This window comes from Bradyrhizobium sp. IC3195, from assembly GCF_020193585.1.
Classification (GTDB): Bacteria; Pseudomonadota; Alphaproteobacteria; order Rhizobiales; family Xanthobacteraceae; genus Bradyrhizobium; species Bradyrhizobium yuanmingense.
In genome coordinates, this window is the sequence record NZ_JADYVG010000001.1 from 392,397 (window position 1) to 417,436 (window position 25,040).

The 25,040-nt window shown below is 64.8% G+C and carries 25 protein-coding genes; 17 read left to right on the forward strand and 8 right to left on the reverse strand.

What is annotated here, in order from left to right:
- Position 1: 1 nt before the first annotated feature.
- A complete protein-coding gene (locus tag I6F09_RS01770) occupies positions 2–373 on the reverse strand; it encodes a tRNA-binding protein (protein WP_225187341.1) in 372 nt (123 codons plus the stop codon).
- A gap of 105 nt (positions 374–478) precedes the next feature.
- Here I6F09_RS01770 and I6F09_RS01775 point away from each other — a divergent pair, with 105 nt between their 5' ends.
- Positions 479–838, forward strand: a complete 360-nt coding sequence (locus I6F09_RS01775; protein ID WP_225187342.1) for an ArsC family reductase — start codon at positions 479–481, stop codon at positions 836–838.
- Between the two features lie 3 nt (positions 839–841).
- Here I6F09_RS01775 and I6F09_RS01780 read toward each other — a convergent pair whose 3' ends face one another.
- Positions 842–1,489, reverse strand: a complete 648-nt coding sequence (locus I6F09_RS01780) for a hypothetical protein (protein ID WP_167361655.1) — start codon at positions 1,487–1,489, stop codon at positions 842–844.
- Between the two features lie 340 nt (positions 1,490–1,829).
- On the opposite strand from I6F09_RS01780, the gene I6F09_RS01785 reads away from it, so the two are divergent.
- From I6F09_RS01785 to I6F09_RS01815, 7 genes are all read left to right on the forward strand, one after another.
- Complete coding sequence (locus I6F09_RS01785; RefSeq protein ID WP_018317619.1) at positions 1,830–2,585, forward strand: ABC transporter ATP-binding protein; 756 nt, start codon at positions 1,830–1,832, stop codon at positions 2,583–2,585.
- Positions 2,578–3,324 (forward strand): ABC transporter ATP-binding protein, encoded by a 747-nt coding sequence (locus I6F09_RS01790; protein WP_036022650.1) that lies wholly within the window; start codon positions 2,578–2,580, stop codon positions 3,322–3,324. The genes I6F09_RS01785 and I6F09_RS01790 overlap by 8 nt, the downstream gene beginning before the upstream one ends.
- Before the next feature lie 56 nt (positions 3,325–3,380).
- On the forward strand, positions 3,381–4,601 hold the full coding sequence (locus tag I6F09_RS01795) for an ABC transporter substrate-binding protein (RefSeq protein WP_036000846.1): 1,221 nt from the start codon (positions 3,381–3,383) through the stop codon (positions 4,599–4,601).
- A gap of 76 nt (positions 4,602–4,677) precedes the next feature.
- Positions 4,678–5,541, forward strand: coding sequence for a branched-chain amino acid ABC transporter permease (locus tag I6F09_RS01800; protein ID WP_036000843.1), 864 nt, complete (start codon positions 4,678–4,680; stop codon positions 5,539–5,541).
- A 1-nt stretch (position 5,542) separates the two neighbouring features.
- The gene (locus I6F09_RS01805; RefSeq protein WP_036022655.1) at positions 5,543–6,511 is read left to right on the forward strand and encodes a branched-chain amino acid ABC transporter permease; all 969 of its coding nucleotides are present in this window, start codon (positions 5,543–5,545) and stop codon (positions 6,509–6,511) included.
- Positions 6,512–6,668: 157 nt separating this feature from the next.
- Entirely contained in the window at positions 6,669–7,313 is a 645-nt protein-coding gene (locus I6F09_RS01810) for a DUF47 domain-containing protein (protein ID WP_036000836.1), read from the forward strand.
- A gap of 12 nt (positions 7,314–7,325) precedes the next feature.
- Positions 7,326–8,330 carry an inorganic phosphate transporter gene (locus I6F09_RS01815; protein ID WP_036022657.1) on the forward strand — a complete coding sequence of 335 codons (1,005 nt, stop codon included), beginning with the start codon at positions 7,326–7,328 and terminating at the stop codon, positions 8,328–8,330.
- Here I6F09_RS01815 and sugE read toward each other — a convergent pair.
- The gene (sugE, locus tag I6F09_RS01820; RefSeq protein ID WP_225187343.1) at positions 8,323–8,637 is read right to left on the reverse strand and encodes a quaternary ammonium compound efflux SMR transporter SugE; all 315 of its coding nucleotides are present in this window, start codon (positions 8,635–8,637) and stop codon (positions 8,323–8,325) included. The two genes, I6F09_RS01815 and sugE, sit on opposite strands and share 8 nt — an antisense overlap.
- Positions 8,638–8,811: 174 nt before the next feature.
- Here sugE and I6F09_RS01825 point away from each other — a divergent pair, with 174 nt between their 5' ends.
- The 9 genes from I6F09_RS01825 to I6F09_RS01865 all read left to right on the forward strand — a co-directional run bounded on the left by I6F09_RS01825 (position 8,812) and on the right by I6F09_RS01865 (position 18,609).
- Complete coding sequence (locus tag I6F09_RS01825) at positions 8,812–10,476, forward strand: peptide chain release factor 3 (RefSeq protein ID WP_225187344.1); 1,665 nt, start codon at positions 8,812–8,814, stop codon at positions 10,474–10,476.
- A gap of 14 nt (positions 10,477–10,490) precedes the next feature.
- Positions 10,491–11,468: an ABC transporter substrate-binding protein gene (locus I6F09_RS01830; protein ID WP_225187345.1), complete on the forward strand. Its 978-nt coding sequence runs from the start codon at positions 10,491–10,493 to the stop codon at positions 11,466–11,468.
- Positions 11,469–11,544: 76 nt separating this feature from the next.
- Complete coding sequence (locus tag I6F09_RS01835; RefSeq protein ID WP_036022667.1) at positions 11,545–12,123, forward strand: hypothetical protein; 579 nt, start codon at positions 11,545–11,547, stop codon at positions 12,121–12,123.
- Positions 12,124–12,193: 70 nt separating this feature from the next.
- Positions 12,194–12,778 (forward strand): NnrU family protein, encoded by a 585-nt coding sequence (locus I6F09_RS01840; protein ID WP_225187346.1) that lies wholly within the window; start codon positions 12,194–12,196, stop codon positions 12,776–12,778.
- A 71-nt stretch (positions 12,779–12,849) separates the two neighbouring features.
- On the forward strand, positions 12,850–14,442 hold the full coding sequence (locus tag I6F09_RS01845) for a class I adenylate-forming enzyme family protein (protein ID WP_225187347.1): 1,593 nt from the start codon (positions 12,850–12,852) through the stop codon (positions 14,440–14,442).
- Positions 14,443–14,608: 166 nt separating this feature from the next.
- The gene (locus I6F09_RS01850) at positions 14,609–15,262 is read left to right on the forward strand and encodes a tetratricopeptide repeat protein (RefSeq protein ID WP_036022675.1); all 654 of its coding nucleotides are present in this window, start codon (positions 14,609–14,611) and stop codon (positions 15,260–15,262) included.
- Positions 15,263–15,293: 31 nt separating this feature from the next.
- Positions 15,294–15,848: a hypothetical protein gene (locus I6F09_RS01855; protein WP_225185921.1), complete on the forward strand. Its 555-nt coding sequence runs from the start codon at positions 15,294–15,296 to the stop codon at positions 15,846–15,848.
- Positions 15,849–15,973: 125 nt separating this feature from the next.
- Positions 15,974–17,356 carry a ribosome biogenesis GTPase Der gene (der, locus tag I6F09_RS01860; protein ID WP_225112245.1) on the forward strand — a complete coding sequence of 461 codons (1,383 nt, stop codon included), beginning with the start codon at positions 15,974–15,976 and terminating at the stop codon, positions 17,354–17,356.
- The gene (locus I6F09_RS01865) at positions 17,353–18,609 is read left to right on the forward strand and encodes a TCR/Tet family MFS transporter (protein WP_225112246.1); all 1,257 of its coding nucleotides are present in this window, start codon (positions 17,353–17,355) and stop codon (positions 18,607–18,609) included. The genes der and I6F09_RS01865 overlap by 4 nt, the downstream gene beginning before the upstream one ends.
- A gap of 139 nt (positions 18,610–18,748) precedes the next feature.
- On the opposite strand, the gene I6F09_RS01870 is transcribed toward I6F09_RS01865, so the two are convergent.
- The 5 genes from I6F09_RS01870 to radA all read right to left on the reverse strand — a co-directional run bounded on the left by I6F09_RS01870 (position 18,749) and on the right by radA (position 24,923).
- On the reverse strand, positions 18,749–19,966 hold the full coding sequence (locus tag I6F09_RS01870; RefSeq protein ID WP_050991666.1) for an ABC transporter substrate-binding protein: 1,218 nt from the start codon (positions 19,964–19,966) through the stop codon (positions 18,749–18,751).
- 281 nt (positions 19,967–20,247) lie between these two features.
- Positions 20,248–20,988: an SDR family NAD(P)-dependent oxidoreductase gene (locus I6F09_RS01875; RefSeq protein WP_225173422.1), complete on the reverse strand. Its 741-nt coding sequence runs from the start codon at positions 20,986–20,988 to the stop codon at positions 20,248–20,250.
- A 139-nt stretch (positions 20,989–21,127) separates the two neighbouring features.
- A complete protein-coding gene (gene purF, locus I6F09_RS01880) occupies positions 21,128–22,651 on the reverse strand; it encodes an amidophosphoribosyltransferase (RefSeq protein ID WP_225112248.1) in 1,524 nt (507 codons plus the stop codon).
- A gap of 29 nt (positions 22,652–22,680) precedes the next feature.
- The gene (locus I6F09_RS01885; RefSeq protein ID WP_036000794.1) at positions 22,681–23,310 is read right to left on the reverse strand and encodes a CvpA family protein; all 630 of its coding nucleotides are present in this window, start codon (positions 23,308–23,310) and stop codon (positions 22,681–22,683) included.
- A 167-nt stretch (positions 23,311–23,477) separates the two neighbouring features.
- Positions 23,478–24,923, reverse strand: coding sequence for a DNA repair protein RadA (gene radA / locus I6F09_RS01890; protein WP_036022683.1), 1,446 nt, complete (start codon positions 24,921–24,923; stop codon positions 23,478–23,480).
- Positions 24,924–25,040 lie beyond the last annotated feature (117 nt).

Here is a 25,040-nt window from a genome sequence, read left to right on the forward strand (position 1 = left end):
GCTAGAACAGCCGTCCGCCGTTCGGCACCGGCTTGCTCGGCTGCACCAGCACCACCTTGCCGTCGGCATCGGGGAAGCCGAGCGTCAGCACCTCGGAGACGACCGGGCCGATCTGGCGCGGCGGGAAATTGACGACGGCCGCGACCTGTTGGCCCACGAGACTTTCGAGCGGGTGGTTTTCGGTGATCTGGGCCGAGCTCTTGCGCACGCCGATGGCGGGGCCGAAATCGATCCACAGCCGCCAGGCCGGCTTGCGCGCTTCCGGAAACGGTTTGGCGTCGACGATGGTGCCGACACGGACGTCGACCGCGAGGAATATGTCGAAGTCGATGGTCGGTGCGGCCGCCGCTGCGGGATCGTGGGTGACGTGCATGGGATGTCCGTTCGGTGGGGTGACGCGTCTCGCGACATTGTCGCGCGACGCGGAGTTTCGTACAACGCCACGCACATCATTGCTACGCCATGCGCGAGGACCGTCTTGCCCACCATCATCTACGGCATCAAGAACTGCGACACCATGAAGAAGGCCCGCGCCTGGCTCGATGGCCATGGCGTGGCTTACGCGTTTCACGACTACAAGGCGGCGGGTGTCGAGAGGGACAGGCTGAAGCAGTGGAGCGACAAGGTCGGTTGGGAGACCCTGCTCAATCGCGCCGGGACGACCTTCAAGAAGCTGCCCGACTCCGACAAGGAAGGCCTCACCGAGAAGAAGGCGCTGGCCTTGATGCTAGCGCAACCATCGATGATCAAGCGGCCGGTGCTCGAAATCGGCGGCAAGCTGTTGGTCGGCTTCAAGCCGGATATCTATGCCAAGGAGGTCGGCGGCAAGGCGCGCTGACGGCTAGTTCAGCTCAATGATCTCGTTGGAGATGGCGCGGCCCGGCTGGTCCGAGAACTCGACCGGATCGGCGGGTGCGATGCGGCCGGGGGCGCGATGAAACAGCTCGCGATCGATCACGGCCCGCAGCTTCGGGCGCGGGAGCGCGTCATTTCCGCGCATCAGATTCTTGATCTCGAAGCCGCCGTCCTCGCAGAAGGTCTTTACTGACGCGATGACGTGGCTGACCCTGCCGTCGGTCAGGAACGGCAGCAGCAGCCGCTCATACGCGACGATTCGGCCATAGGCGTCGTCGACGTCGGCAACGCTGTAGATCGGAAGGCCGCGCGCGACGCATTCATGATAGATCGGCATCACGTATGGTGCGAGCCGCGGCCCGACGTAATCATCGAGCGAAACGCCCTTGCCGGTATGCCCATAGGCGCGCGAGATGCGCGTGCCTTCGCTCTGGATGACCAGACGCGGCGTCGGCGTCGAAAGCTCCACCGTATAATAGATGAGATCCGACAGCTCCTCCTCGAGCCGCGCGGGCTGATACTCCCAGATCGCGGGAGCGATCTGCTGGCGCGCATAAAGTCGCAGCCACGTGTTGAGGAGATCACGCTGGCGGATCGACTTGACGACGGAGGGAGCGGCGCTTGCAAAATCCAAGACAATATTCTCCGCGCGTGAAAACCCTGGGATGATCGGGCTTGCGGGAAAATTTTCGATGAAGGCTGGCGCGCGAGACGAAAGACCGTTAACGACGGCTTGATGGCCGGTGCCTTGCGAACCGGAAAGGCCGGGCAGGCACGACATCGACCTCTGCGACTAAGGGAGCATTTGTACCCCGGCCGGAGGCCTGACCTGCTCAGCTTTCCGCCTTGCCTAACCCCCGTCACCTCCGGCATATTCCGCGCCCGGAGGCGGCGCCCCGGTGGGCTGCAAGTCCTCCGGACAGCCGAAGCAACAAGGACAGCCACGCGCCGCGCGCGGGCAGGGGGAAAACTGTTTGGCCGATGAGTTCATTCTCGAAACGGAAGGCTTGACCAAGGAGTTCGCGGGCTTCTTCGCCGTCCGCGACGTTGCGCTCAAGGTTCGCCGTGGGAGCATTCATGCGTTGATCGGCCCGAACGGGGCCGGCAAGACGACCTGCTTCAATCTTCTGACCAAGTTCCTCAAGCCGTCGGCCGGGAAAATCCTGTACAAAGGGCAGGACATCACCGCGATGGCGCCGGCGGATGTGGCCCGCATGGGGCTGGTCCGTTCGTTCCAGATTTCGGCGGTGTTTCCCCATCTCACCGCGCTCGAGAACGTCCGTGTCGCGCTGCAGCGCCAGCATGGCTCTTCGTTCGATTTCTGGCGCTCCAAGTCGGTGCTCAACCGCTTCAACGACCGCGCGCGCGAGCTGTTGAACGATGTCGGCCTCAACGAGTTTGCCAACACGCCGGCGGTCGAGATGCCCTATGGGCGCAAGCGTGCACTTGAGATTGCGACCACGCTGGCGCTCGACCCGGAGATGATGCTGCTCGACGAGCCGATGGCCGGCATGGGCCACGAGGACATCGACAAGATCGCGGCGCTGATCAAGCGCATCTCCGCGAAATACACCATCCTGATGGTCGAGCATAACTTAAGCGTCGTGGCCAACCTCTCCGATATCATCACCGTGCTGACGCGCGGGCAGGTGCTCGCGCAAGGCCACTACTCCGAGCTCACCAAGGACGAGCGCGTCAAGGAAGCTTACCTGGGAGCCGGTCATGCCTGATACAGCGATCGCCGAGGCTCCGGCCAGGGCTGCGACTGGCGGGAACATCTTGCAAGTCCGCAACTTGGAAGCCTGGTACGGCGAGTCTCACATCCTGCACGGGATCAACTTCGACGTGAACGCGGGCGAGGTCGTCACCCTGCTCGGGCGCAACGGCGCCGGCAAGACGACGACGCTGAAGTCGATCATGGGCATCATCGGCAAGCGCACCGGCTCGGTGAAGTTCAACAACCAGGAGATCATCCGCGCGACCTCCGACAAGATCGCGCGCATGGGCGTCGCCTTCTGTCCGGAAGAGCGGGGCATATTCTCCAGCCTCGACGTCCGCGAGAATTTGATGCTGCCGCCGGTTGTCCGCGAAGGCGGTTTGCCGCTCGACCAGATCTTCGAGCTGTTCCCGAACCTGAAGGAGCGGCTGAACAGCCAGGGCACCAAGCTGTCGGGCGGCGAGCAGCAGATGCTGGCGATCGCGCGCATCCTACGCACCGGCGCGAGCTTTCTGATGCTGGACGAGCCGACCGAGGGTCTTGCACCCGTCATCATCCAGCAGATCGGCCATACCATTGCGCGGCTCAAGAAGGAGGGCTTCACGATCCTCCTGGTCGAGCAGAACTTCCGCTTCGCTTCCACCGTCGCCGACCGCTATTACGTAGTCGAGCACGGCAAGATCATTGACGGGTTTTCCAATTCGGAGCTTGCCGCCAACATGGACAAGCTCCACACCTATCTCGGTGTGTAGCCGAGCAGGCCGGACGATCGAGAGTAACTATCAAAGGAATATTGGGAGGTCGGATTATGAAGCACAGCATTTCGGCAATGTTGCTCGGGACGGCCCTGGCGCTCGGCGCGGCAGGCGGCGCGGTCGCGCAGGACAAGAACATCAAAATCGGCGTGCTGACCGACAATTCAGGACTTTATGCCGATCTCGGTGGCGCCGGCTCGACCGTCGCCGCACAGATGGCGATCGAGGATTCCGGGCTCGCTGCCAAGGGCTGGAAGCTCGACCTGATCTCCGCCGACCATCAGAACAAGCCCGACATCGGCTCCACGATTGCTCGGCAATGGATCGACGTCGAGAAGGTCGACATCTTCATGGATGTCCTGAACTCCGGCGTTGCGCTGGCGGTGAACAATATCGTCAAAGAGAAGAATTCCATCCTGATCAACACAGGTGCGGCGACGTCGGATCTCACCAACGCGCAATGCTCTCCGAATACGGTCCACTGGGTCTATGATACCTATATGCTGGCCAACAGTACCGGGCAGGCGCTGGTGAAGGCGGGCGGCGACACCTGGTATTTTCTCACCGCGGACTACGCCTTTGGCCATGCCCTCGAGCGCGACACCGCCGCGGTGGTGGTGAAGTCGGGCGGCAAGGTGATCGGCAACGTCAAGCATCCCCTGAATACCGCTGACTTCTCGTCCTTCCTGCTTCAGGCGCAGGCCTCCAAAGCCAAGATCATCGGCATGGCGAATGCCGGCGGCGACACCACCAACACCATCAAGCAGGCGTCCGAGTTCGGCATCGTCTCGGGCGGCCAAAAGCTCGCGGGTCTGCTGCTCTTCATCACTGACGTGCACTCGCTCGGTCTGAAGGTGGCGCAGGGCTTGAACTTCACCGAGACCTTCTATTGGGACATGAACGACGGCACGCGCGCCTTCTCCAAACGCTTCTCCGAGCGGATGAAGAACAAGGCGATGCCCTCGATGGTGCAGGCCGGGGTCTATTCGGGCCTGCTGCATTACTTCAAGGCGCTGGAGGCGATGGGCGGCAATCCGCATGACGGGGCCAAGGTGGTCGCCAAGATGAAGGAGATGCCGACCGACGATGCGTTGTTCGGCAAGGGAACGATCCGTGCGGACGGTCGCAAGCTGCATCCGGCCTATCTGTTCGAGGTCAAGAAGCCCGAGGAATCCAAGGGCCCCTGGGATTATTACAAGCTGATCGGCACGACCCCCGGCGACCTGGCCTTCCGGCCGCTGTCGGAAAGCGCCTGTCCGCTGGTGAAGAAGTAACGGTGAACGATGCGGGCCGGCGCCGCAGCGGTGCCGGCCTGTTGTTGAGGAATAGAAGGGACCGGGTGCGGGATCGATGCAGGCTCTCTACGCTCAGCTACTGGTGGGACTGATCAACGGCTCGTTCTACGCGCTGCTCAGTCTCGGGCTTGCCGTCATCTTCGGCATGCTCAACATCATCAATTTCGCCCATGGCGCGCTCTACATGATGGGCGCCTTCGTCGCCTATTTCCTGTTGAACCTCGGCGGCATCAACTATTGGTGGGCGCTGCTGCTGGCGCCGATCATCGTCGGCATCTTCGGCATGATCCTGGAACGGACCATGCTGCAATGGCTGACCGGGCTCGATCATCTCTACGGTCTGCTCCTGACCTTCGGCATCGCGCTGATCGTGCAGGGCGTGTTCCAGAACTATTTCGGCTCCTCGGGCCTGCCTTACGCCATTCCCGACCAGCTCAGGGGCGGCATGAATCTCGGCTTCATGTTCCTGCCGATCTACCGCGGCTGGGTCGTCGTGTTCTCGCTGGCGGTTTGCCTTGCGACCTGGTTCCTGATCGAGAAGACGCAGCTCGGCGCCTACCTGCGCGCCGCCACCGAAAATCCGACCTTGGTGCGTGCCTTCGGCATCAACGTGCCGCGCATGATCACGCTGACTTACGGTCTCGGCGTCGGCCTTGCCGCGCTCGCCGGCGTGCTCTCGGCGCCGATCAACCAGGTGCGGCCGCTGATGGGTGCCGACCTCATCATCGTCGTGTTCGCGGTGGTGGTGATCGGCGGCATGGGCTCGATCATGGGCTCCATCATCACCGGCTTTGCGCTCGGCGTGATCGAGGGCCTGACCAAGTATTTCTACCCCGAGGCCTCCAACACCGTCGTGTTCGTGCTGATGGTGCTGGTGCTGCTGGTGAAGCCGACGGGATTGACGGGAAGGGCGGCCTGAGATGACAACCCTGACGGACGACACGCTTCCTGTGACCCCGCGCGCAATGCGCGACGAGATGATTGTATTCGCAGTGATGGCGCTGCTGCTCGCAGCGGTGCCGTTCACGGGCGTCTATCCGTTCTTCGTGATGCAGGCGCTGTGCTTTGCGCTGCTCGCCTGCGCCTTCAATCTGCTGGTCGGCTATGGCGGCTTGCTGTCGTTCGGCCACGCGATGTTCTTAGGCACGGCCGGCTATTGCAGCGCGCATGCGCTGAAGGTCTGGGCGCTGCCGCCCGAGCTCGGCATTCTCGTCGGCGTCGCCGCGGCGTTCGTGCTCTCGATCGTCACCGGCTACATCTCGATCCGACGCCAGGGCATCTATTTCTCGATGATTACGCTGGCGCTGTCGCAGCTCCTGTACTTCATCTATCTCCAGGCCCCGTTCACCCATGGTGAGGACGGCATCCAGGGCATCCCACAGGGACGCATGTTCGGCGTGCTCGATCTGTCCAAGCCGACGGTGCTGTACTATGTCGTGCTGGTCGGCTTCCTCGCCGGCTTCCTCCTGATCTTCCGCATCATCAACTCGCCGTTCGGCGAGGTGCTGAAGTCGATCCGCGAGAACGAGCAGCGCGCGATCTCGCTCGGCTACCGCACCGACCAATACAAGTTCCTGGCCTTCGTGCTGTCGGGGACGCTCGCCGGCCTTGCCGGTGCGCTGAAGGTGTTCGTGGCGCAGAACGCTTCGCTCACCGACGTGCACTGGACGATGTCGGGCGAGGTCGTGCTGATGACGCTGGTCGGCGGGCTCGGCACCGTTTTCGGTCCCGTGGTCGGCGCCTTCGTGATCATCGCCATGCAGCAATATCTGGCCGGCTTCGGCCAGTGGGTGACGGTGATCCAAGGCGCGATCTTCGTGGTCTGCGTGCTGACCTTCCGCCGCGGTGTCGTCGGCGAAATCGCGCATTACTTCCGGCGTTCGCTCTAAGTAACTGATATTGCATCAATTTCATTGATGCATGAAAGCGGTGGATGATCCGGCTCCGCCGGCGTGAGGCGACACGCGCGCGGATCGAAAATGGTCTATGACAGTTTTGTGACAGCCCTTGCGGGCCTGACCATTTTCCAACCGGTAGTTTGTCCCCATGATGCGATGGTTTCGTGCGTTCCTGCCCAGGGAAGAGCGGTTCTTCGACCTGTTCGACCGCCATGCCCAGACCGTGATCCAGGGCGCGGTCGCGCTCCAGGGCATGCTCAACGGGGGCGAGGAGACGCCGGTCTATTGCCAGCGCGTCAACCAGTTCGAGAACGACGCCGACAATATCACCCGCGAGGTGCTGACGGCGGTGCGCCGCACCTTCATCACCCCGTTCGACCGCGGCGACATCAAGAACCTGATCACGTCGCTGGACGATGCCATCGACCAGATGCAGCAGACGGCCAAGGCCGTGATGCTGTTCGAGGTGCGCAGTTTCGAGCCGCCGATGCGCGAGATCGGCGGACTCTTGATCGAATGCGCCAATCTGGTCGGCCGTGCGCTGCCGCTGATGCAGGAGATCGGCAAGAACGTCGCCATGCTGACCGCGATCACCGAGGAGCTCGGCAAGCTCGAGGGCCGTGTCGACGATCTCCACGACATCGGCCTGAAGGAGCTGTTCCTCAAGCATCGCGACGGCAATGCGATGGATTTCATCGTAGGGGTCGAGATCTACGACCATCTCGAGAAGGTGGCCGACCGTTTCGATGACGTCGCCAACGAGATCAACAGCATCGTCATCGAGCAAGTGTAGGGCAGGGCCGCCGTGGATGCTGCGTTGGCTTTTCCCGTCCTGGTCGGCTTGATCGCCGTCGCTCTGCTGTTCGACTTCCTGAACGGCCTGCACGACGCCGCCAATTCGATCGCGACCATCGTCTCGACCCGAGTGCTGCGGCCGCAATTCGCGGTGTTTTGGGCCGCGTTCTTCAATTTCATCGCGTTCCTGGTGTTCGGGCTGCACGTCGCCCAGACCATCGGCACCGGCATCATCGATCCCGCGGTCGTCGACGCCCAGGTGATCTTCGCAGCCCTCGTCGGCGCCATCGTCTGGAACCTCGTGACCTGGGCGCTCGGCATTCCATCGTCGTCGTCGCACGCGCTGATCGGCGGGCTAGTCGGCGGCGGCTTGGCCAAGGCCGGTATTTCGGCCGCGGTGTGGAGCGGCCTGTCCAAGACCGTGCTGGCGATCGTGCTGTCGCCGCTGGTTGGCTTCCTGCTCGCAATGGCGCTGGTTGCGATCGTGTCCTGGGCCTCGGTGCGCTCGACGCCGTTCGCGGTCGACCGCGCCTTCCGCATCCTGCAATTCGTCTCCGCTTCGCTCTATTCGCTCGGCCATGGCGGCAACGACGCGCAGAAGACCATGGGCATCATCGCGGTGTTGCTCTATTCGCAGGGCCATCTCGGCAGCGAGTTCTCGGTGCCGTTCTGGGTGGTGCTGTCGTGCCAGGCGGCGATGGCGCTGGGCACGCTGATGGGCGGATGGCGCATCGTCCGCACCATGGGCCTGCGCATCACGAAATTGACCCCGATGCAGGGCTTTTGCGCCGAGACGGGAGGCGCGGTGACCCTGTTCATGGCGACCTATCTCGGGGTTCCCGTCTCGACCACCCACACCATCACCGGCGCCATCGTCGGCGTCGGTGCCGCCCGCCGCGTCTCGGCCGTGCGCTGGAACGTCGCAAGCTCGATCGTCTATGCCTGGGTGATCACGATCCCGGCCTCAGGCATCGTGGCCGCGCTGACCTGGTGGGTGGTCCAGCTCGTCAAGTGACGAGCTTTAGTCCGACGATGCCGGCGACGATCAGGCCGATGCTGGCGAGGCGGAAGGCCGTCGCCGGCTCGCCGAACAGAACCATGCCGAGCGTCGCGGTGCCGACCGCGCCGATGCCGGTCCAGACCGCATAGGCGGTTCCGACGGGCAGGGATTTGAGCGCAAATCCGAGCAGGATGACGCTGCCGGCCATGGCCGCGAGCGTGACCGCGGACGGAACAAGCCTGGTAAAACCCTCGGTGTATTTCAGGCCGATCGCCCAGGTGATTTCGAGAAGACCGGCGACGAACAGGATGCTCCAGGCCATGGCGACCCTCCATTCAAGGCAGGGTCGTCCCCGCGGCTGAGGTGCTGATGGGCGGGGAGGCCGTCCTCCCCCAAGACTGATATATTCAAGCGCCGATATGGGGCTGGCCGGAAGTCTCCGCAATCACCAAATGAGGCTTGATCAGGCCCGTTTTCCCTGCCACACGCTCCCGCCATGTCCGACATCGCCGCCACCACAGCCGAATCGCCGGCCCGTTCCCCGCTTGCCGCCGAGGTGGCGAGGCGGCGGACCTTTGCGATCATCTCCCATCCCGACGCCGGCAAGACCACGCTGACCGAAAAGCTGCTGCTGTTCGGCGGCGCTATCAACCTCGCCGGCCAGGTCAAGGCCAAGGGCGAGCGGCGCAACACGCGTTCGGACTGGATGAAGATCGAGCGCGAACGCGGCATCTCGGTGGTGACCTCGGTGATGACCTTCGAGTTCGAAGGCCTCGTCTTCAACCTGCTGGACACGCCGGGCCACGAGGACTTTTCGGAAGATACCTATCGCACGCTGACGGCGGTCGATTCCGCCGTGATGGTGATCGACGCGGCCAAGGGTATCGAGGCGCGCACCCGAAAGCTGTTCGAGGTGTGCCGTCTGCGCGACATCCCGATCATCACCTTCATCAACAAGATGGACCGCGAGAGTCGCGACGTGTTCGAGCTGCTCGACGAGATCGAGAAGACGCTGGCGCTCGACACCACGCCGATGACCTGGCCGGTCGGCCGCGGCCGCGACTTCCTCGGCACCTATGACGTCGTCAATGGCGGCGTGCGCCTGCTCGAAGGCGGCGGCGCCAAGACCGGCGCGGCGCTCGAGATCGAGATCGAAGAGCTCGCCAAGCTCAACGCCAATCTCGACGTCTCCGCCGTGAAGGACGAGCTCGAGCTCGTCACCGAGGCGTCGAAGCCGTTCGAGCTGGACGCGTTCCGCGAAGGCCACCTGACGCCGGTCTATTTCGGCAGCGCGCTGCGTAATTTCGGCGTCGGAGACCTCCTGGAGGGCCTCGGCAAGTTTGCGCCCGAGCCGCGCGCGCAGGACAGCGACCAGCGCAAGGTCGAGGCCACCGATCCCAGGATGAGCGCCTTCGTGTTCAAGATCCAGGCCAACATGGATCCCAACCACCGCGACCGCATCGCGTTTGCGCGCCTGTGCTCGGGCAAGCTCAGCCGCGGCATGAAGGCCAAGCTCGTGCGCACCGGCAAGAGCATGCCGCTGTCGAGCCCGCAATTCTTCTTCGCGCAGGACCGCTCGGTCGCGGACGAAGCCTTCGCCGGCGACGTCGTCGGCATTCCCAACCACGGCACGCTGCGCATCGGCGATACGCTGACCGAGGGCGAGGATTTCAACTTCGTCGGCGTGCCGAGCTTCGCGCCGGAAATCGTCCGCCGTGTCCGTCTCACCGACGCGATGAAGGCGAAGAAGCTGAAGGAAGCGCTGCAGCAGATGTCGGAAGAGGGCGTGGTGCAGGTGTTCCGCCCCCGCGACGGCGCCCCGGCGCTGGTCGGGGTGGTCGGCGCGCTGCAGCTCGATGTGCTCAAGGCCCGGCTCGAGGCGGAATATTCGCTGCCGGTCGAGTTCGAGGTCAGCGAGTTCCAGCTGGCGCGCTGGGTCTCCTCGGAGGACCGCAAGAAGCTCGACAGCTTCATCGCCGCCAATAATTCGAGCATTGCCGACGACGTCGACGGCGATCCCGTCTATCTCGCTCGGAACGAGTTCTACCTCGGCTACACCCGGGAGCGTGCCGAGGGTATCGAGTTTAGCAACGTCAAGGACGTCAGAAAAAGGGGTAATGTTTCCCAGACGTTCTCCGTGATGCAGGACGGCAACGCATAGCGAGGTCGACGGTCATGAGGCGGCGCGAATTCATCATGCTCGCTGCAGGCGCGGCGGCCTATCCGCTGAGCACATCCGCGCAGGGGAATGTGCGGCGGATCGGTGTGTTGGCGGGAGGCAGGTCGAGCGATCCGGAGAGCCAGGCCGGCTACCAGAAACTGAGACAGCGTCTGGGTGAACTCGGTTGGGAACAGGAGCGCAACATCCATATCGAGTATCGCTGGTGGGCCGGCGATCCGAATGTTGCCGATGCCCAGGCGGCGGAGCTCGTGAAGTGGGGGCGGGATGTGCTTCTGGCAATCGGCACTCCCTCTGTGGAAGCCCTGAGGCGACGCGCGCCGACCTTGCCGATCATCTTCACGGTCGTTGCCGATCCCGTGGGTGCCGGTTTCGTCCAAAGCCTGGGCAAGCCGGGCGGAAATATCACGGGCTTCACGACTTTCGAGCCTGAAATGGCCGGCAAGTGGCTGCAATTGCTCAAGCAGGCGGCCCCGGCGATACGACGGGTTGCCGCAATCTTCAATCCGCGCACGGCGCCCATGATCTTGATGCCGTCCGTGCAAGCGGCCATTCCGGCAGTCCAGCTCCAGCTCGTTCCGGCGCCGGCGCACAACGCCGCCGAGCTCGAACAGGCGATCTCCCGCTTTGCAGAGCAGCCAGACGGCGGGCTGCTGATCTTTCCCGACGCATTTCCACTCGTTCATCGGCAATTGATTCTGAACTTGGCGGCCGCGCATCGTCTGCCGGCGATGTATCCGTTCCCGTCCTTCGTCACGGACGGCGGGCTGATGTCTTACGGAGTCTCGATTACGCAGCTCGTCGGTCGCTCGGCGGATTATGTCGACCGCGTCTTGAGAGGAACCCGTCCCGCAGACTTGCCAGTCCAACAACCGAATGAATTCCAGTTCCTGCTCAATCTCAAGGCAGCCAACGCGTTGGGGCTGAATTTACCGCCCACGCTGGTGGCGCAAGCGGATCAGATTGTCGAGTGAAGCGAACCATCGCGGCCAGTCTTGAAGCTTTTATAGCCGTCGCCACCTGTTGCAAATGCCATTGCGGTCCCGGTACATGTGGCGCTGCATTCTTGTTCTTGCCTTGCTGGCAATGACCTCGATCGCCGCCGACGCGCAGCGACGCCAGATCAATCCGATTCCGTTCGCGCACGAGCCTTGCAGCGTGCTCGACGGCGAGCCCTGCACGCCATCCTATTGCAGCCCGCTCGAGCCCGGCCCCTGTATTCCCGAGATCGACTACCCTTACGGCCAGAACCTCCAGCTCACGATCGAGAGCGTGCCTGCCGAGGCCGACCGCGCCAAATACCGGAAGCCCGATCACGATCTCGACACGATCGGCGACCTCTTCGCCGCGCTGCGCAGCTGCTGGTCGCCGCCATCGGACCATGCGCGCGCAGGCATGCAGATGTCGGTGCGCTTCAGCTTCAACAAGACCGGCGGCCTGATCGGCCCGCCGCGCCTCACATACGCGACTGCGGGCGTGCCGGCGGACACCCGGACGACCTATCTGAACGCCATCAATGCATCGCTGAAGGCCTGTCTGCCGCTGAAATTGACCAGCGGGCTCGGCGGAGCGTTGGCCGGGCGGCCCATCGCGATCCGTTATGTCGACAATCGGGAGCTCGGCAAATAGCGCGCGAGTTGCGAGCATCGGCCGATCGATGATACCTCAGTGGCGGGGGCTGCTTTGCGGGGAGGATGTCGTGGGTCTGCTGGTCATGATCCTGGGGCTGGTGCTGTTTTTTGCATCCCATATTTTCACAACCAGACGGAAGGCCCGCGCGCAGGCGATCGCGAGGCTGGGCGAGGGGACCTACAAGCTCCTCTATTCGGCGGTCTCACTGGCGGGGTTGGTGCTGATCATCTGGGGCTATGCCCATTACCGCAGCTCCGGCTGGATCGACGTCTGGTATCCGCCGAAGGCGATGAAGCACATCGCGCTGGCCTTGATGCTGCCTGCAGTCATCCTCGTGGTGGCGTCCTACATGCGTGGCCGCATCTATGCGACGCTGAAGCATCCGATGCTGGCCGGCATCAAGCTGTGGGCGGCGGCGCATCTGCTCGCTAATGGCGATCTCGGCTCCATCATCCTGTTCGGCTCGTTCCTCGCCTGGGCGGTCTATGACCGCATCTCGCTGAAAGCTCGCACCGACGCCGGTGCTCCGCCGATTCCGGTCGGCGGCCCCACCAACGATCTGATCGCGGTCGCGGTCGGCGTGGTCGCCTATCTGGCCCTGGCCTTCGCGTTCCATCCGGTGGTGATCGGTGTGCCCGTGATCGGGGTCTAGCCGATCGGCGCAAGACGGGGCTCGCCTGACCGTGCGGGGAAGATAACGAGAGCAACAAGCCGAGGGTATCCATGGACTGGTCGCAATCTCAGATCCCGCCGATGCGGCTCGAAGCGCGCTTTGGCGAGCGGGTGGTGCCGGCATTTTGCGATCGGCCATCGAGCCTCTGGGCGATGATCGCGGAGGCGCGCGGCCGCAATGCCGATGGCGAAGCCTTGATCTGCGGCAATGTCCGGCTGAGCTGGCAGCAGGCAGCGGAGCAGGCGGCGCGGATCGCTGCGGGATTGCGTAAGCTCGGATTGCAGCGTGGCGATCGCGTCGCCATCCTGCTCGGCAACCGCATCGAATTTCCGCTGCTGCTGTTTGCCGCGGCACATGAGGGGCTGGTGACCGTGCTGCTCAGCACGCGCCAGCAGAAGCCGGAGATCGCCTATGTGCTCGCCGATTGCGGCGCGAAGATCCTGATCCACGAGGCCTCGCTCGCCGAGCGACTGCCCGACGCAAAGGACGTGCCCGATGTGATCCATCGCATTGCCGTCGCCGATGATCCGGCTCTGTCGCGTTTCGCAGTGCTCGGCGACAATCCGCCGGCCGTGGCACCGATCGAGGTGAGCGAAGAGGACACCGCGATGATCCTCTACACCTCCGGCACCACGGGCAAGCCGAAGGGCGCGATGCTGGCCCATTGCAACATCGTCCATTCCTCCATGGTGTTCGTGTCCTGCCTGCAATTGACGCAGGCCGATCGCTCGATCGCGGCGGTGCCGCTCGGCCATGTCACCGGAGTCGTCGCCAACATCACGACGATGATCCGCTGTGGCGGCGCGCTGATCATCATGCCCGAGTTCAAGGCCGCCGATTACCTCAAGCTCGCCGCGCGCGAGCGCGTCACCTACACGGTGATGGTGCCCGCGATGTACAATCTCTGCCTGCTCCAGCCCGATTTCGACAGCTATGATCTCTCGAGCTGGCGCATCGGCGGCTTCGGCGGCGCGCCGATGCCGGTCGCCACCATCGAGAAGCTCAAGGCGAAGATTCCCGGCCTGAAGCTGATGAACTGCTACGGCGCGACCGAGACGACCTCGCCCTCGACTATCATGCCGGGCGAGCTGACCGAGCGCCACATCGACAGCGTCGGTCTGCCGTGTCCCGGCGCGCGCATCGCTGTGATGGGCCCGGACGGGCGCGAGCTGCCTCCCGGCGAGATCGGCGAGCTCTGGATCCAGAGCGCCTCCGTCATCAGGGGCTACTGGAATAACCCGAAGGCCACCGCCGAAAGCTTTACGGGCGGATTCTGGCATTCCGGCGATCTCGGCTCGGTCGATGCGGAAGGCTTCGTTCGCGTGTTCGACCGGCAGAAGGACATGATCAATCGCGGCGGCCTGAAGATCTATTCGGCCGAGGTCGAATCCGTGCTGGCAGGCCATCCCGCCGTGGTCGAGAGCGCGATCATTGCCAGGCCTTGCCCGGTGCTGGGTGAGCGCGTCCACGCCGTGGTGGTGACGCGACAGCCGGTAACCGATACGGACCTGCGCGCCTGGTGCGCCGAGCGCCTGTCCGACTACAAGGTTCCCGAAACCATGGCGATCACGACAGACCCCCTGCCGCGCAACGCCAACGGCAAGGTGCTGAAGCGACAGCTGCGGGAGCTGCTGGGAGCTTGAGCCGGGCAGGGGCATCCGGGGATGTCCCGGGTGGTTAACGCCTTGATCGGGCTCGCTTTGCCTTGCCACCGCCATATCGTTAGGCTACCTCGCCGCCACACGGGGACGGGATTCCTGACGCGAACGCTTTGGCGCGCGCACCCGGACGGGCATGGGATTGGCATAAGTGTCTGAATTATTTGACGAAGTCAACGAGGAAGTACGTCGCGAACAGTTCAAGAAGCTGTGGGACAAGTATTCGATCTACTTCATCGCGCTGATGGTGCTGATCGTCGCCGGTGCCGGTGGCTGGCAGGGTTATAGGTATCTGGAGGCCCAGAAGGCCGCCGCGGCCGGCGCCGCTTTCGAGAAGGCCGCCGAGCTGTCCGAGCAAGGCAAGCACGAGGACGCCGAGAAAGCCTTCACCGAGCTCGCCGCCAAGGCGCCGTCCGGCTATCGCACCCTGGCGCGGCTGCGTGCTGCGGCCGAGGCCGCGAGCCGCGATCCCAAGGCGGCCGCGAAGATGTATGACGACATCGCCGCGGACCGCAGCATTGGCGGCGAGTGGCAGGATCTGGCCAAGATCCGCGCCGCGGGGCTCCTGCTCGACAGCGCCGGCTATGCCGACATCCAGCAGCGGCTGGAAGCTTCCGCCGCGCCGAAATCGACCTTCCGCCACACCGCCCGTGAGATGCTGGCGCTGTCGGCCTGGCGTAACAACGACATGACTGCAGCCCGCAAATGGCTCGAGGCGATTGACGGAGACGGCGAAACGCCGCCCGGCCTGCGCTCTCGCGCCGAGGCGCTCCAGGCTTTGTTGCCACCCGTCGCCAAAAGCTGACGACGGTTCTCTGACGTAACGAGACACCAAGATGCGCCGCACGCCACGCTTGATCGCAGCCGCCGTCCTGATCGCCTTCACCGGCGTCCTGGGCGGCTGCTCCAGCTTCGATCCGAGCGATCTGCTCGACTTCCTCGACACCAAGAAGAAGCTGCCGGGCGACCGCAAGCCGGTCTTCCCCGAGGGGGTGCCGGGGCTCGAGCAGGGCGTGCCGAGGGACCTGTACAAAGGCGCACAGCAGCAGCAGCCCGATCCCAACGCACCCGCCGTCGCGGCCCTGCCTGCCGAGCCGGAGCCGGCCAAGCCGGCAAAGGGGGCCAAGGCAAAGAATACCAAGCAGTCCGCCGCGCCGGCCGAGGCACCCGTCGGCGAGGTCGACGGCGAGGCGCAGCCGGAGGCAGCGCCGGCGACGTCCGCTCCGCCGCCCAAGCACAAGATCGTCCGCAGGCGCACCACCGCGCCGCCGCCAGATCAGCCGGCCCAGCAGGCGCAGCCGACCCAGCAGGCGCAGCCGACCAAGCCCCCGCAGCAGCAATCGCAGAGCGCCTTCCCGGCACCGCTGCCGAGCGGCAGCTTCTCGCGCTAGAGCATGATCCGGACCCGGAGGGCCGCGCTAGCGCAAAGTGTGAAGCGGTTTTCCGAAAAGATCATGCTCAAACAATATTTCCCGTTGCATTGACAGGCGCAGCCTCGGCAGCGCACGAATGACCGATGTCCTTCACGATCGCCATCATCGGCCGGCCCAATGTCGGCAAGTCGACGCTGTTCAACCGCCTGGTTGGGCAGAAGCTCGCGCTGGTCGATGACCTGCCGGGCGTCACCCGCGACCGCCGCGAAGGCGAGGCCAGGCTCGGTGATCTCCGCTTCACCATCATCGATACCGCCGGCCTCGACGAGGGCGCCAAGGGCTCGCTGACCGCGCGCATGCAGGAGCAGACCGAGACCGCGATCGCGCAGGCCGACGCGCTGTTCTTCGTGATCGATGCCCGCATCGGCCTGACGCCGACCGATCGCGCCTTCGCCGATTTCGCCCGCAAGGCCGACAAGCCGGTGCTGCTCATCGCCAACAAGAGCGAGGGCAAGCACGGCGATGCCGGCGCGATGGAAGCGTTCGCGCTCGGCCTCGGCGATCCCATCCAGATCTCGGCCGAGCACGGCGAGGGCATGGGCGAGCTCTACGATGCGCTCGCGAAGCTAATGCCCGAACCCGTCGAGGAAGATGACGATGAGGACGACGCGCCGATCTCGGAGGAAGAGGCCGCGACGCGCCCGATCCGGGTCGCGATCGTCGGCCGGCCCAATGCCGGCAAGTCGACGCTGATCAACCATCTGCTCGGCGAGGAGCGCCTGCTGACGAGCCCCGAGGCCGGCACCACGCGCGATTCCATCGCGGTCGAGATCAACTGGAAGGGCCGCGATTTCCGCGTCTTCGACACCGCGGGCCTGCGCCGGCGCTCGCGTATCGAGGAGAAGCTGGAAAAGCTGTCGGTTGCGGATGCACTGCGCGCGGTGCGCTTTGCCGAGGTCGTCGTGCTGATGATGGATTCGCAGAACCGCTTCGAGGAGCAGGACCTGCGCATCGCCGACCTGATCGAGCGCGAGGGACGGGCGGTCGTGCTCGCCGTCAACAAATGGGATCTGATGGAGACCAAGGGCGGCGGCGCGATCTCCGGCCTGCGCCGCGATGCCGATCATTGGCTGCCGCAGCTCAAGGGCGTGCCCATCGTCGCCGTCTCGGGCTTGATGGGCGAGGGCATCGATCGCCTGATGCAGGCGATCCAGGACGCCTATGCGATCTGGAACAGGCGCGTGCCGACCTCGGCGCTCAATCGCTGGTTCGAGCAGGCGATCCAGGCCAACCCGCCGCCGGCGGTCTCCGGCCGCAGGCTGAAGCTGAACTACATCACGCAGACCAAGGCCCGGCCGCCGAGCTTCGTGTTGTTCTGCTCGCGTGCCGACGCCGTGCCGCAATCCTACTTGCGCTATCTCACCAATTCCATGCGCGAGACCTTCGAGCTGCCGGGCACGCCGGTGCGCATCACGCTGCGCGAGAAGGCCAATCCCTTCGCGCACAAGCGCAAGCGGGCATCGTGAGCGACGGTGCCGGCGAGGCGGTGGTGCAGGACGCAGCGCCGGCCCCGCGCGGCGCGGTCGCCTTCATCTTCGTCACCATCCTGCTCGACATGGTCGCGCTCGGCGTGATCATGCCGGTCCTGCCGAAGCTGATCGAAAGCTTCGTCGACGACGACACCGCACATGCCGCGCGCATTTTCGGCCTGTTCGGCACCGCCTGGGCCTTGATGCAGTTCGTGTTCTCGCCGGTGCTTGGTGCGCTGTCCGATCGTTTCGGACGCCGGCCGGTGGTGCTGCTGTCGAATTTCGGGCTCGCAGCCGACTACGTCTTGATGGCGCTGGCGCCGTCGCTTGCGTGGCTGTTCATCGGCCGCGTGATCTCCGGCATCACCTCGGCGAGCATCTCGACCGCCTTCGCCTATATCGCCGACATCACGCCGCCGGAACGGCGTGCGGCGGTCTTCGGCCGGATCGGTGCGGCCTTCGGCGCCGGCTTCATCTTGGGGCCAGCGCTCGGCGGCCTGCTCGGCGATATCGATCCGCGCCTGCCGTTCTGGGCCGCGGCGGCCCTGAGCTTCGCCAACGCGCTCTATGGCCTGTTCGTGCTGCCGGAGTCGCTTGCGCCCGACAAGCGCGCGCCGCTGCGCTGGCGCAGCGCCAGTCCGCTCGGGGCGCTGCATCTGCTGCGCTCCGACGCGCTGCTTGCCGCGTTGTCGATCGTCAACTTCATCGCGCAGGTCGCCCATGTCGTGCTGCCCTCGACCTTCGTGCTCTACGCGACCTATCGCTACGGCTGGGATGCCAAGACGGTGGGCTTGACGCTCGCCATGGTCGGCATCTGCGCCATGGTGGTGCAGGGCTTTGCGATCGGCCCCATCGTGCATGCGCTCGGCGAGCGCAACGCGCTCCTGCTCGGCCTCTGCTGCGGCGCGATCGGATTCGTGGTCCTCGGCGCTGCGCCGACCGGACCGCTATCCTGGCTCGGGATTCCCATTCTGGCGCTGTGGGGCATCTCCGGTGCCGCCTCGCAAGCGCTGATGACGCGGCTCGTCGCGCCGGATCAGCAGGGCCAGCTGCAGGGCGCAACCGCGAGCGTGCAGAGCGTGTCGCAGCTCGTCGGCCCGTTCCTGTTCACGCTGACATTTTCCTATTTCATCGGCGCCAGCGCGCCGCTGCATCTGCCCGGCGCCCCGTTCCTGCTCGCCGCGGTGCTGATGGTGGTGTGCGTGGCGATCGCGGTGCGGTCGCTGGGTGCGACCAGGACAGTCTCGTAGGGTGGGTTAGCCTCGCGGTTCGCGCGAAGCGCAAACCGTGAGGCGTAACCCACCTCTTTCATTTCCGCGGAGGCGGAAGAGGTGGGTTACGCCAGCGGACTGCGCTTTGCGCAGCCGCATGCTAACCCACCCTACGATCCTACTTCTTCACCAGCGGGCAGTCGCTGTCCTTGAGCGGCTTGGCCGCATCTTCCGGCGCGATGGTGGCGACCAGCTTGTAATAGTCCCACGGCCCCTTCGACTCCTCGGGCTTCTTCACCTCGAACAGATAGGCGGGGATGAGGCGGCGTCCGTCCTGGCGCAGCGGGCCCTTGCCGAACAGCGGATCGTCGGTCGGTAGCTCCTTCATCTTGGCGACGACCTTGGCGCCGTCACGCGGATTGCTGCCGAGCGCTTCCATCGCCTTCAGGTAATGCAGGATCTCGGCGTAGAGGCCCGCAACCGTCATCGAGGGCATCGAGCCCTTGGGCGAGACCTTCTGGAAACGCTTCGACCATTCGCGGGTCTGGTCGTTGAGGTCCCAGTAGAACGACTCGGTGAAGGTCAGGCCCTGCGCGGTCTTCAGGCCGAGCGAGTGCACGTCGTTGATGAACAGCAGCAGCGCGGCGAGCTTCTGGCCGCCCTGGACGATGCCGAACTCGGCGGCCTGCTTGATCGCGTTGGTGGTGTCGCCGCCCGCATTGGCAAGGCCGATGATCTTGGCCTTGGAGGACTGCGCTTGCAGCAGGAAGGAGGAGAAGTCGGCCGTGTTCAGCGGATGCTTGACGCCGCCGAGCACCTTGCCGCCGGTCGCCGTGACGACCGCGCCGGTATCACGCTCCAGCGCATGGCCGAAGGCATAATCCGCGGTGAGGAAGAACCAGCTGTCGCCGCCCGCCTTGGTCAGCGCCTTGCCGGTGCCGTTGGCGAGCATGTAGGTGTCGTAGGTGAAGGACACGGTGTTGGGCGTGCAGGCCTTGCCGGTGAGGTCGGCGGTGGCCGCACCCGAATTGAGCAGCACCGCATTCTTTTCCTTGACGAGGTTGCTCACCGCGAGCGCGACGCCGGAGCTCGGCGTGTCGGCGATGGCGTCGACCTTGTCGGCGTCGATCCATTGCCGGGCGATGTTGACGCCGATGTCGGGCTTGTTCTGGTGATCGCCGGAGAGCACCTCGATGGTCCAGCCCTTGGCCTTCAGGCCGGAATCCTCGACCGCCATCTTCACTGCCGCCACCGAGTTCGGGCCGCCGATGTCGGCATAGAGGCTCGACATGTCGTTGAGCACGCCGATCTTGATGGTCTTGTCTTGCGCGAAGGCGGATGTGGCAAAGCCGAAAGCGGCACAGGCCAGAAGAGCCGCGGCGCGGCGTGCGGGCATCGTCATAAAGGCTTCCTCCATTGTCAAATATGCGGACGGCTCTCTTCGGGAGCCTTATTCCAATTGACGCTCTACCGTGTCCCATGGCCGACGGCAATGCACCTAAAGCCGGATGACGCTGCGTCGTAGCGTCATCCATCGGTTAACTTTTGGGCAAAATGCGTTGAGACGCTATTTCAGCGCGTTCGATGTCGGCTTGAAATTCTAAATGTGCTTTCCGGTATCGAACTCGGCGGTACGGACATTACCGCCGGCATGACGTCCAAGGCGTCGGAGGGCAATCAGGCCGGCGCGCGGAAGCTCATCAGGGTGCGGGTCTTGTAATCGTAGAATTTGCCGGTCTCGGTCCAGTCGGGCGCGCACAGCGGCACGATGAATTCTGCGACCTGCTCGGGCGTGTCGAGCGTCGCCGGATCCTCGCCGGGCATCAGGGTGGCCCGCATGCGGGTGCGCACCGGGCCCGGATTGAACAGGTTGACGCGCAGCTTCGTGTTTGCGGTTTCCTGCGCCCAGGCACGTGCCAGCGTCTCCAGTGCGGCCTTGGAGGCCGCGTAGGGGCTGACGTAAGCGGTGGCCTTGTTGGCGGCACCCGAGGTGATGAACACGGCGCGGCCGGCATCGGACTGCTTCAGCAGCGGTTCCATGCAGCGGATCAGCTGGAAGTTCGCGGAGACGTTCACCGCCATCACGTCGTTGAAGGTCTTCAGCTCGATATGGCCGATCGGCGAGGAGGGGCCGAGCACGCCGGCATTGCCGACGAGGATGTCGAGCTTGCCGTAGCGCTCGTGCAGGCCGGCGCCGAGACGCGCGATGCCGTCGGAATCGGTGAGGTTGAGCGGCACCAGGGTGGCGCTGCCGCCGTCTTTGCGGATCTCGTCGTCGAGCTCTTCCAGCCCTCCTTGCGTGCGTGCGGTGGCCACAATATGCGCGCCGGCTTTCGCCAGTGCGATTGCCGTGGCGAAACCGATGCCGCGCGAGGCGCCGGTGACGAGAGCGATACGGTTGGCGAGAGGTTTGGTCATCGTCGAATACTTCCGTCATGCCCGGGCTCGTCCCGGGCATCCACGTTCTTTGCGGCGGGTATTACAGACGAAGATGGCCGGGACAAGCCCGGCCATGACGAAAAGAAGTCTCCGATGAGCCCCCGGGGACGATCCTTGGTCAGCTCGCCTCGGCCAGCAGCGACAATTGCCGCGGCTGCGGCTCGGTCTGGGTCTGGTCGGTGAGGTGGGTCGGATAGACGCCGGTGAAGCAGTGATCGGCAAACTTCGGATTGGCGGGGTCGCGGCCTGGCTCGCCCATGGCGCGGTACATGCCGTCGATCGACAGGAAGGCGAGCGAGTCGGCGCCGATGAGCTCGCGCATCTCCTCCAGCGAATGCGTCGCCGCCAGCAGGCCGCCGCGGTCGGGCAGGTCGATGCCGTAATAATCGGGATAGAGGATCGGGGGCGAAGCGAGGCGGAAGTGCACTTCCTTGGCACCGGCATCGCGCATCATGCGCACGATCTTCTTGGAGGTGGTGCCGCGCACCAGCGAGTCGTCGATCAGGATGATGCGCTTGCCTTCGATCGCGGCGCGGTTGGCCGAATGCTTCATGCGCACGCCGGATTCGCGGATCGCCTGCGTCGGCTGGATGAAGGTGCGGCCGACATAATGGTTACGGATGATGCCGAGTTCGAACGGCACGCCGGAATACTGGCTGTAGCCGACCGCGGCCGGCACGCCGGAATCCGGCACCGGCACCACGACGTCGACCGGAACGTGGCTCTCGCGCGCGAGCTGCGCGCCGAAATTCTTGCGCACCTCGTAGACCGAGCGGCCGTGCACGATGGAATCCGGCCGCGAGAAGTAGATGTATTCGAAGATGCAGGGGCGCGGCGCCATCGGCGGGAACGGCTTGTGGATGTCCTGGCCGTTCTCGTCGAACACGATGACTTCGCCGGGCTCGATGTCGCGCACGAAGCGGGCGCCGATGATGTCGAGCGCACAGGTCTCGGAAGTCAGGATCGGGCAGCCGTCGAGCTCGCCGAGCACCAGCGGGCGGATGCCGCGCGGATCGCGGGCGCCGACCAGCTTCTTGTTGGTCAGCGAGACCAGCGCATAGGCGCCCTCGATCTCGCGCAGCGCGTCGATGTAGCGCTCGATGAAGCGGACGCGCTTGGAGCGCGCCACCAGGTGCAGGATCACCTCGGTGTCGGAGGTCGATTGCATCATCGCGCCGTTCTTGACGAGCTCGCGGCGCAACGTCAGGCCGTTGGAGAGGTTGCCGTTGTGAGCGACCGCGAGACCGCCGGCATTGAGCTCGGCGAACAGCGGCTGCACGTTGCGCAGGATGGTCGCGCCGGTCGTGGCGTAGCGGACATGGCCGACCGCGACATTGCCGGGCAGGCGGTCGATCACCTCGCGGCGGGAGAAGGTGTCGCCGACGAGGCCGAGGCGGCGTTCGGAGTGGAAGCGGCTGCCGTCGTAGGAGACGATGCCGGCGGCCTCCTGGCCGCGGTGCTGGAGCGCGTGAAGGCCGAGCGCGGTGATGGCGGCCGCATCAGGGTGGCCGTAGATGCCGAAGACGCCGCATTCCTCGCGCAGCGTATCGCCTTCCAGATCGTCCTGAAGCTCAAGCGCCGCCGGGCCTGGACCGGCGTTTGGATCGAGATCAAGCAGGGCGTCCTGGTCAGGGTGTCGCATCTCGTTCTCGCCTCTCTTTTGGGGCCCTATCAACGCGCCGCAGGTTTCTCGATCAGCTTTTTCATGCCGTCACGAGCCGACTTACTGTACCCGTCGCCACTGCCCGAAGGCTGCTGCTCGGATTCAGCTTGATCATCATCTGGTTTGTTTTTCTTGAATCTCTTCAAGATGGTGTTCTCGGGGTCGTCAGGCAAGAGGGCCATCAGCCAATCCCCGGTTCCCTGCAGCACCACGCGGGACTTGGCCCCGCTGACCCAGTCGGGGCGCTGCTTGTCCGGCACCAGCCAGGTGAAAAACAGGAACGCGACCACGACGATCAAAAGCCCGCGAGCCAGCCCAAACAGGAAGCCGAGGGTCCGATCCAGCGCGCCGATCCGCGAATCCAGGATCATGTCGGAGATCCGGACCGTGATGACGGAGACCACGACCAGGGTGCCGATGAACACGCCGGCCACCACGACGACGCTCGCGACCGTGTCGTTGTTGAAATAGGTCTTGGCGGTCGGCAGCAGCTTCGAGAACGAATACAGCGTCACGATCGCCGCGGCACCCCAGGCCGCGATCGACAGGATTTCGCGCATGAAGCCGCGAACCATCGCGAGCAGGCCCGAGATCAGCATCACACCGAGCAGGATCAGGTCGAGGATGGTTACTGGCATCGGCTGGTCTGGTCCGCTCGTACTTCAAAGGTGCTCTAGCGAATCGGTGCTTGGCCGCTGCCCTAAAAGAAGGGCAGACGGCGTTCCCGGCAAGGCCGCAACCACGCAATCCCATGCTGCTTTTGTGACGGCTGTATAGCGGCGGAGGCCTCCGGCGTCACCTCCACCTAACCCTCTCCGCGGCGGAATCTGGCCGGTGTGGCATTTTTCTCTGGCTGTGCACCGGATTCGCCCCGGCGGGAGCCCCGCGCTGCGATCTCGGCCACCAATGTCGTCAGGCTGTTCACCGCGTTCAGGGACAGTCCGGCATCGCCGCCCGCATCGCCCCGTGCCGATTCGGGCAGCACGGCGCGCTGGAAGCCGAGCTTTGCCGCTTCCTTGAGCCGGGCCGGGGTCTGCGCCACCGGGCGCACCACGCCCGACAGCGAGATTTCGCCGAAATAGACGGCATCGGTGGGTAACTGCGCATTAACCAGCGACGACACCAGGGCCGCGGCGGCGGCGAGGTCGGCCGCGGGCTCGTGGATGCGAAGGCCGCCGGCAACGTTCAGATAGACGTCGTGGCCGGACAGCTTGACCCCGCAATGGGCCTCCAGCACCGCCAGCACCATTGAGAGCCGGCTCGGATCCCAGCCGACCACGGCCCGGCGCGGGGTGCCGAGCGAGGTCGGGGCCACCAGTGCCTGCAATTCGACCAGCACGGGCCTCGTGCCCTCGATGCCGGCAAAGACCGCGGTGCCGGGCGTGCCGAGATCGCGCTCGGACAGGAACAGCTCGGAGGGGTTGGTGACCTCGCGCAGGCCGAGGCCCGTCATCTCGAACACGCCGATCTCGTCGGTCGGTCCGAAGCGGTTCTTCACCGCGCGCAGGATGCGGAATTGCTGTGAGCCTTCGCCCTCGAACGACATCACCGCATCGACCATGTGCTCGACCACGCGGGGGCCGGCGATCTGGCCGTCCTTGGTGACGTGGCCGACCAGGATGATGGCGGCCCCGGTCTTTTTGGCGAAGCGGATCAGCGCCTGCGCCGAGGCGCGCACCTGCGTCACCGTGCCGGGTGCGGATTCCACCGTGTCGGTCCACATGGTCTGGATCGAGTCGATCACGATCAGCCGGGGCACCGCGCCCTCCGACAGCGTCGAGACGATGTCCTCGACCGAGGTCTCGGCCGCGAGCTGCACCGGCGCGTCCGACAGCCCGAGGCGCTCGGCGCGCAGGCGCACCTGGGCGACCGCCTCTTCGCCGGAGATGTAGACGACGCGGTGGCCGGCGCGCGCGAGCAGGCTGGTCGCCTGCGTCAGCAGCGTCGACTTGCCGATTCCGGGATCGCCGCCGACCAGCAGCACCGAGCCGCGCACGAAGCCGCCGCCGGTAACGCGGTCGAGCTCGGTCATCCCCGAGGACAGGCGCGGCGCATCCGGGCTCTTTCCGGCGAGACTCTCCAGCGCGAAGGTTCTTCCCTTGCGCTTGGAGCGGATCGACACCGGCACGCTGCCGCTGGTGTCTTCTTCCGCCAGCGTATTCCACTCGCCGCAGGACTCGCACTTGCCCTGCCAGCGGTTATAGGCCGCGCCGCAGTTCTGGCAGACGAAGGACAGTGTGGATTTGGCCATGGGGAGCGCGAGTCGCGGGTTTCAGATGTGCTGATAGCACGGATTGGCAGGCCGATCGCCGGCGCTTCGAATATCTCAATTCGGCAGAGGAGATATACCTTTCGTTAGCCCTGCGCC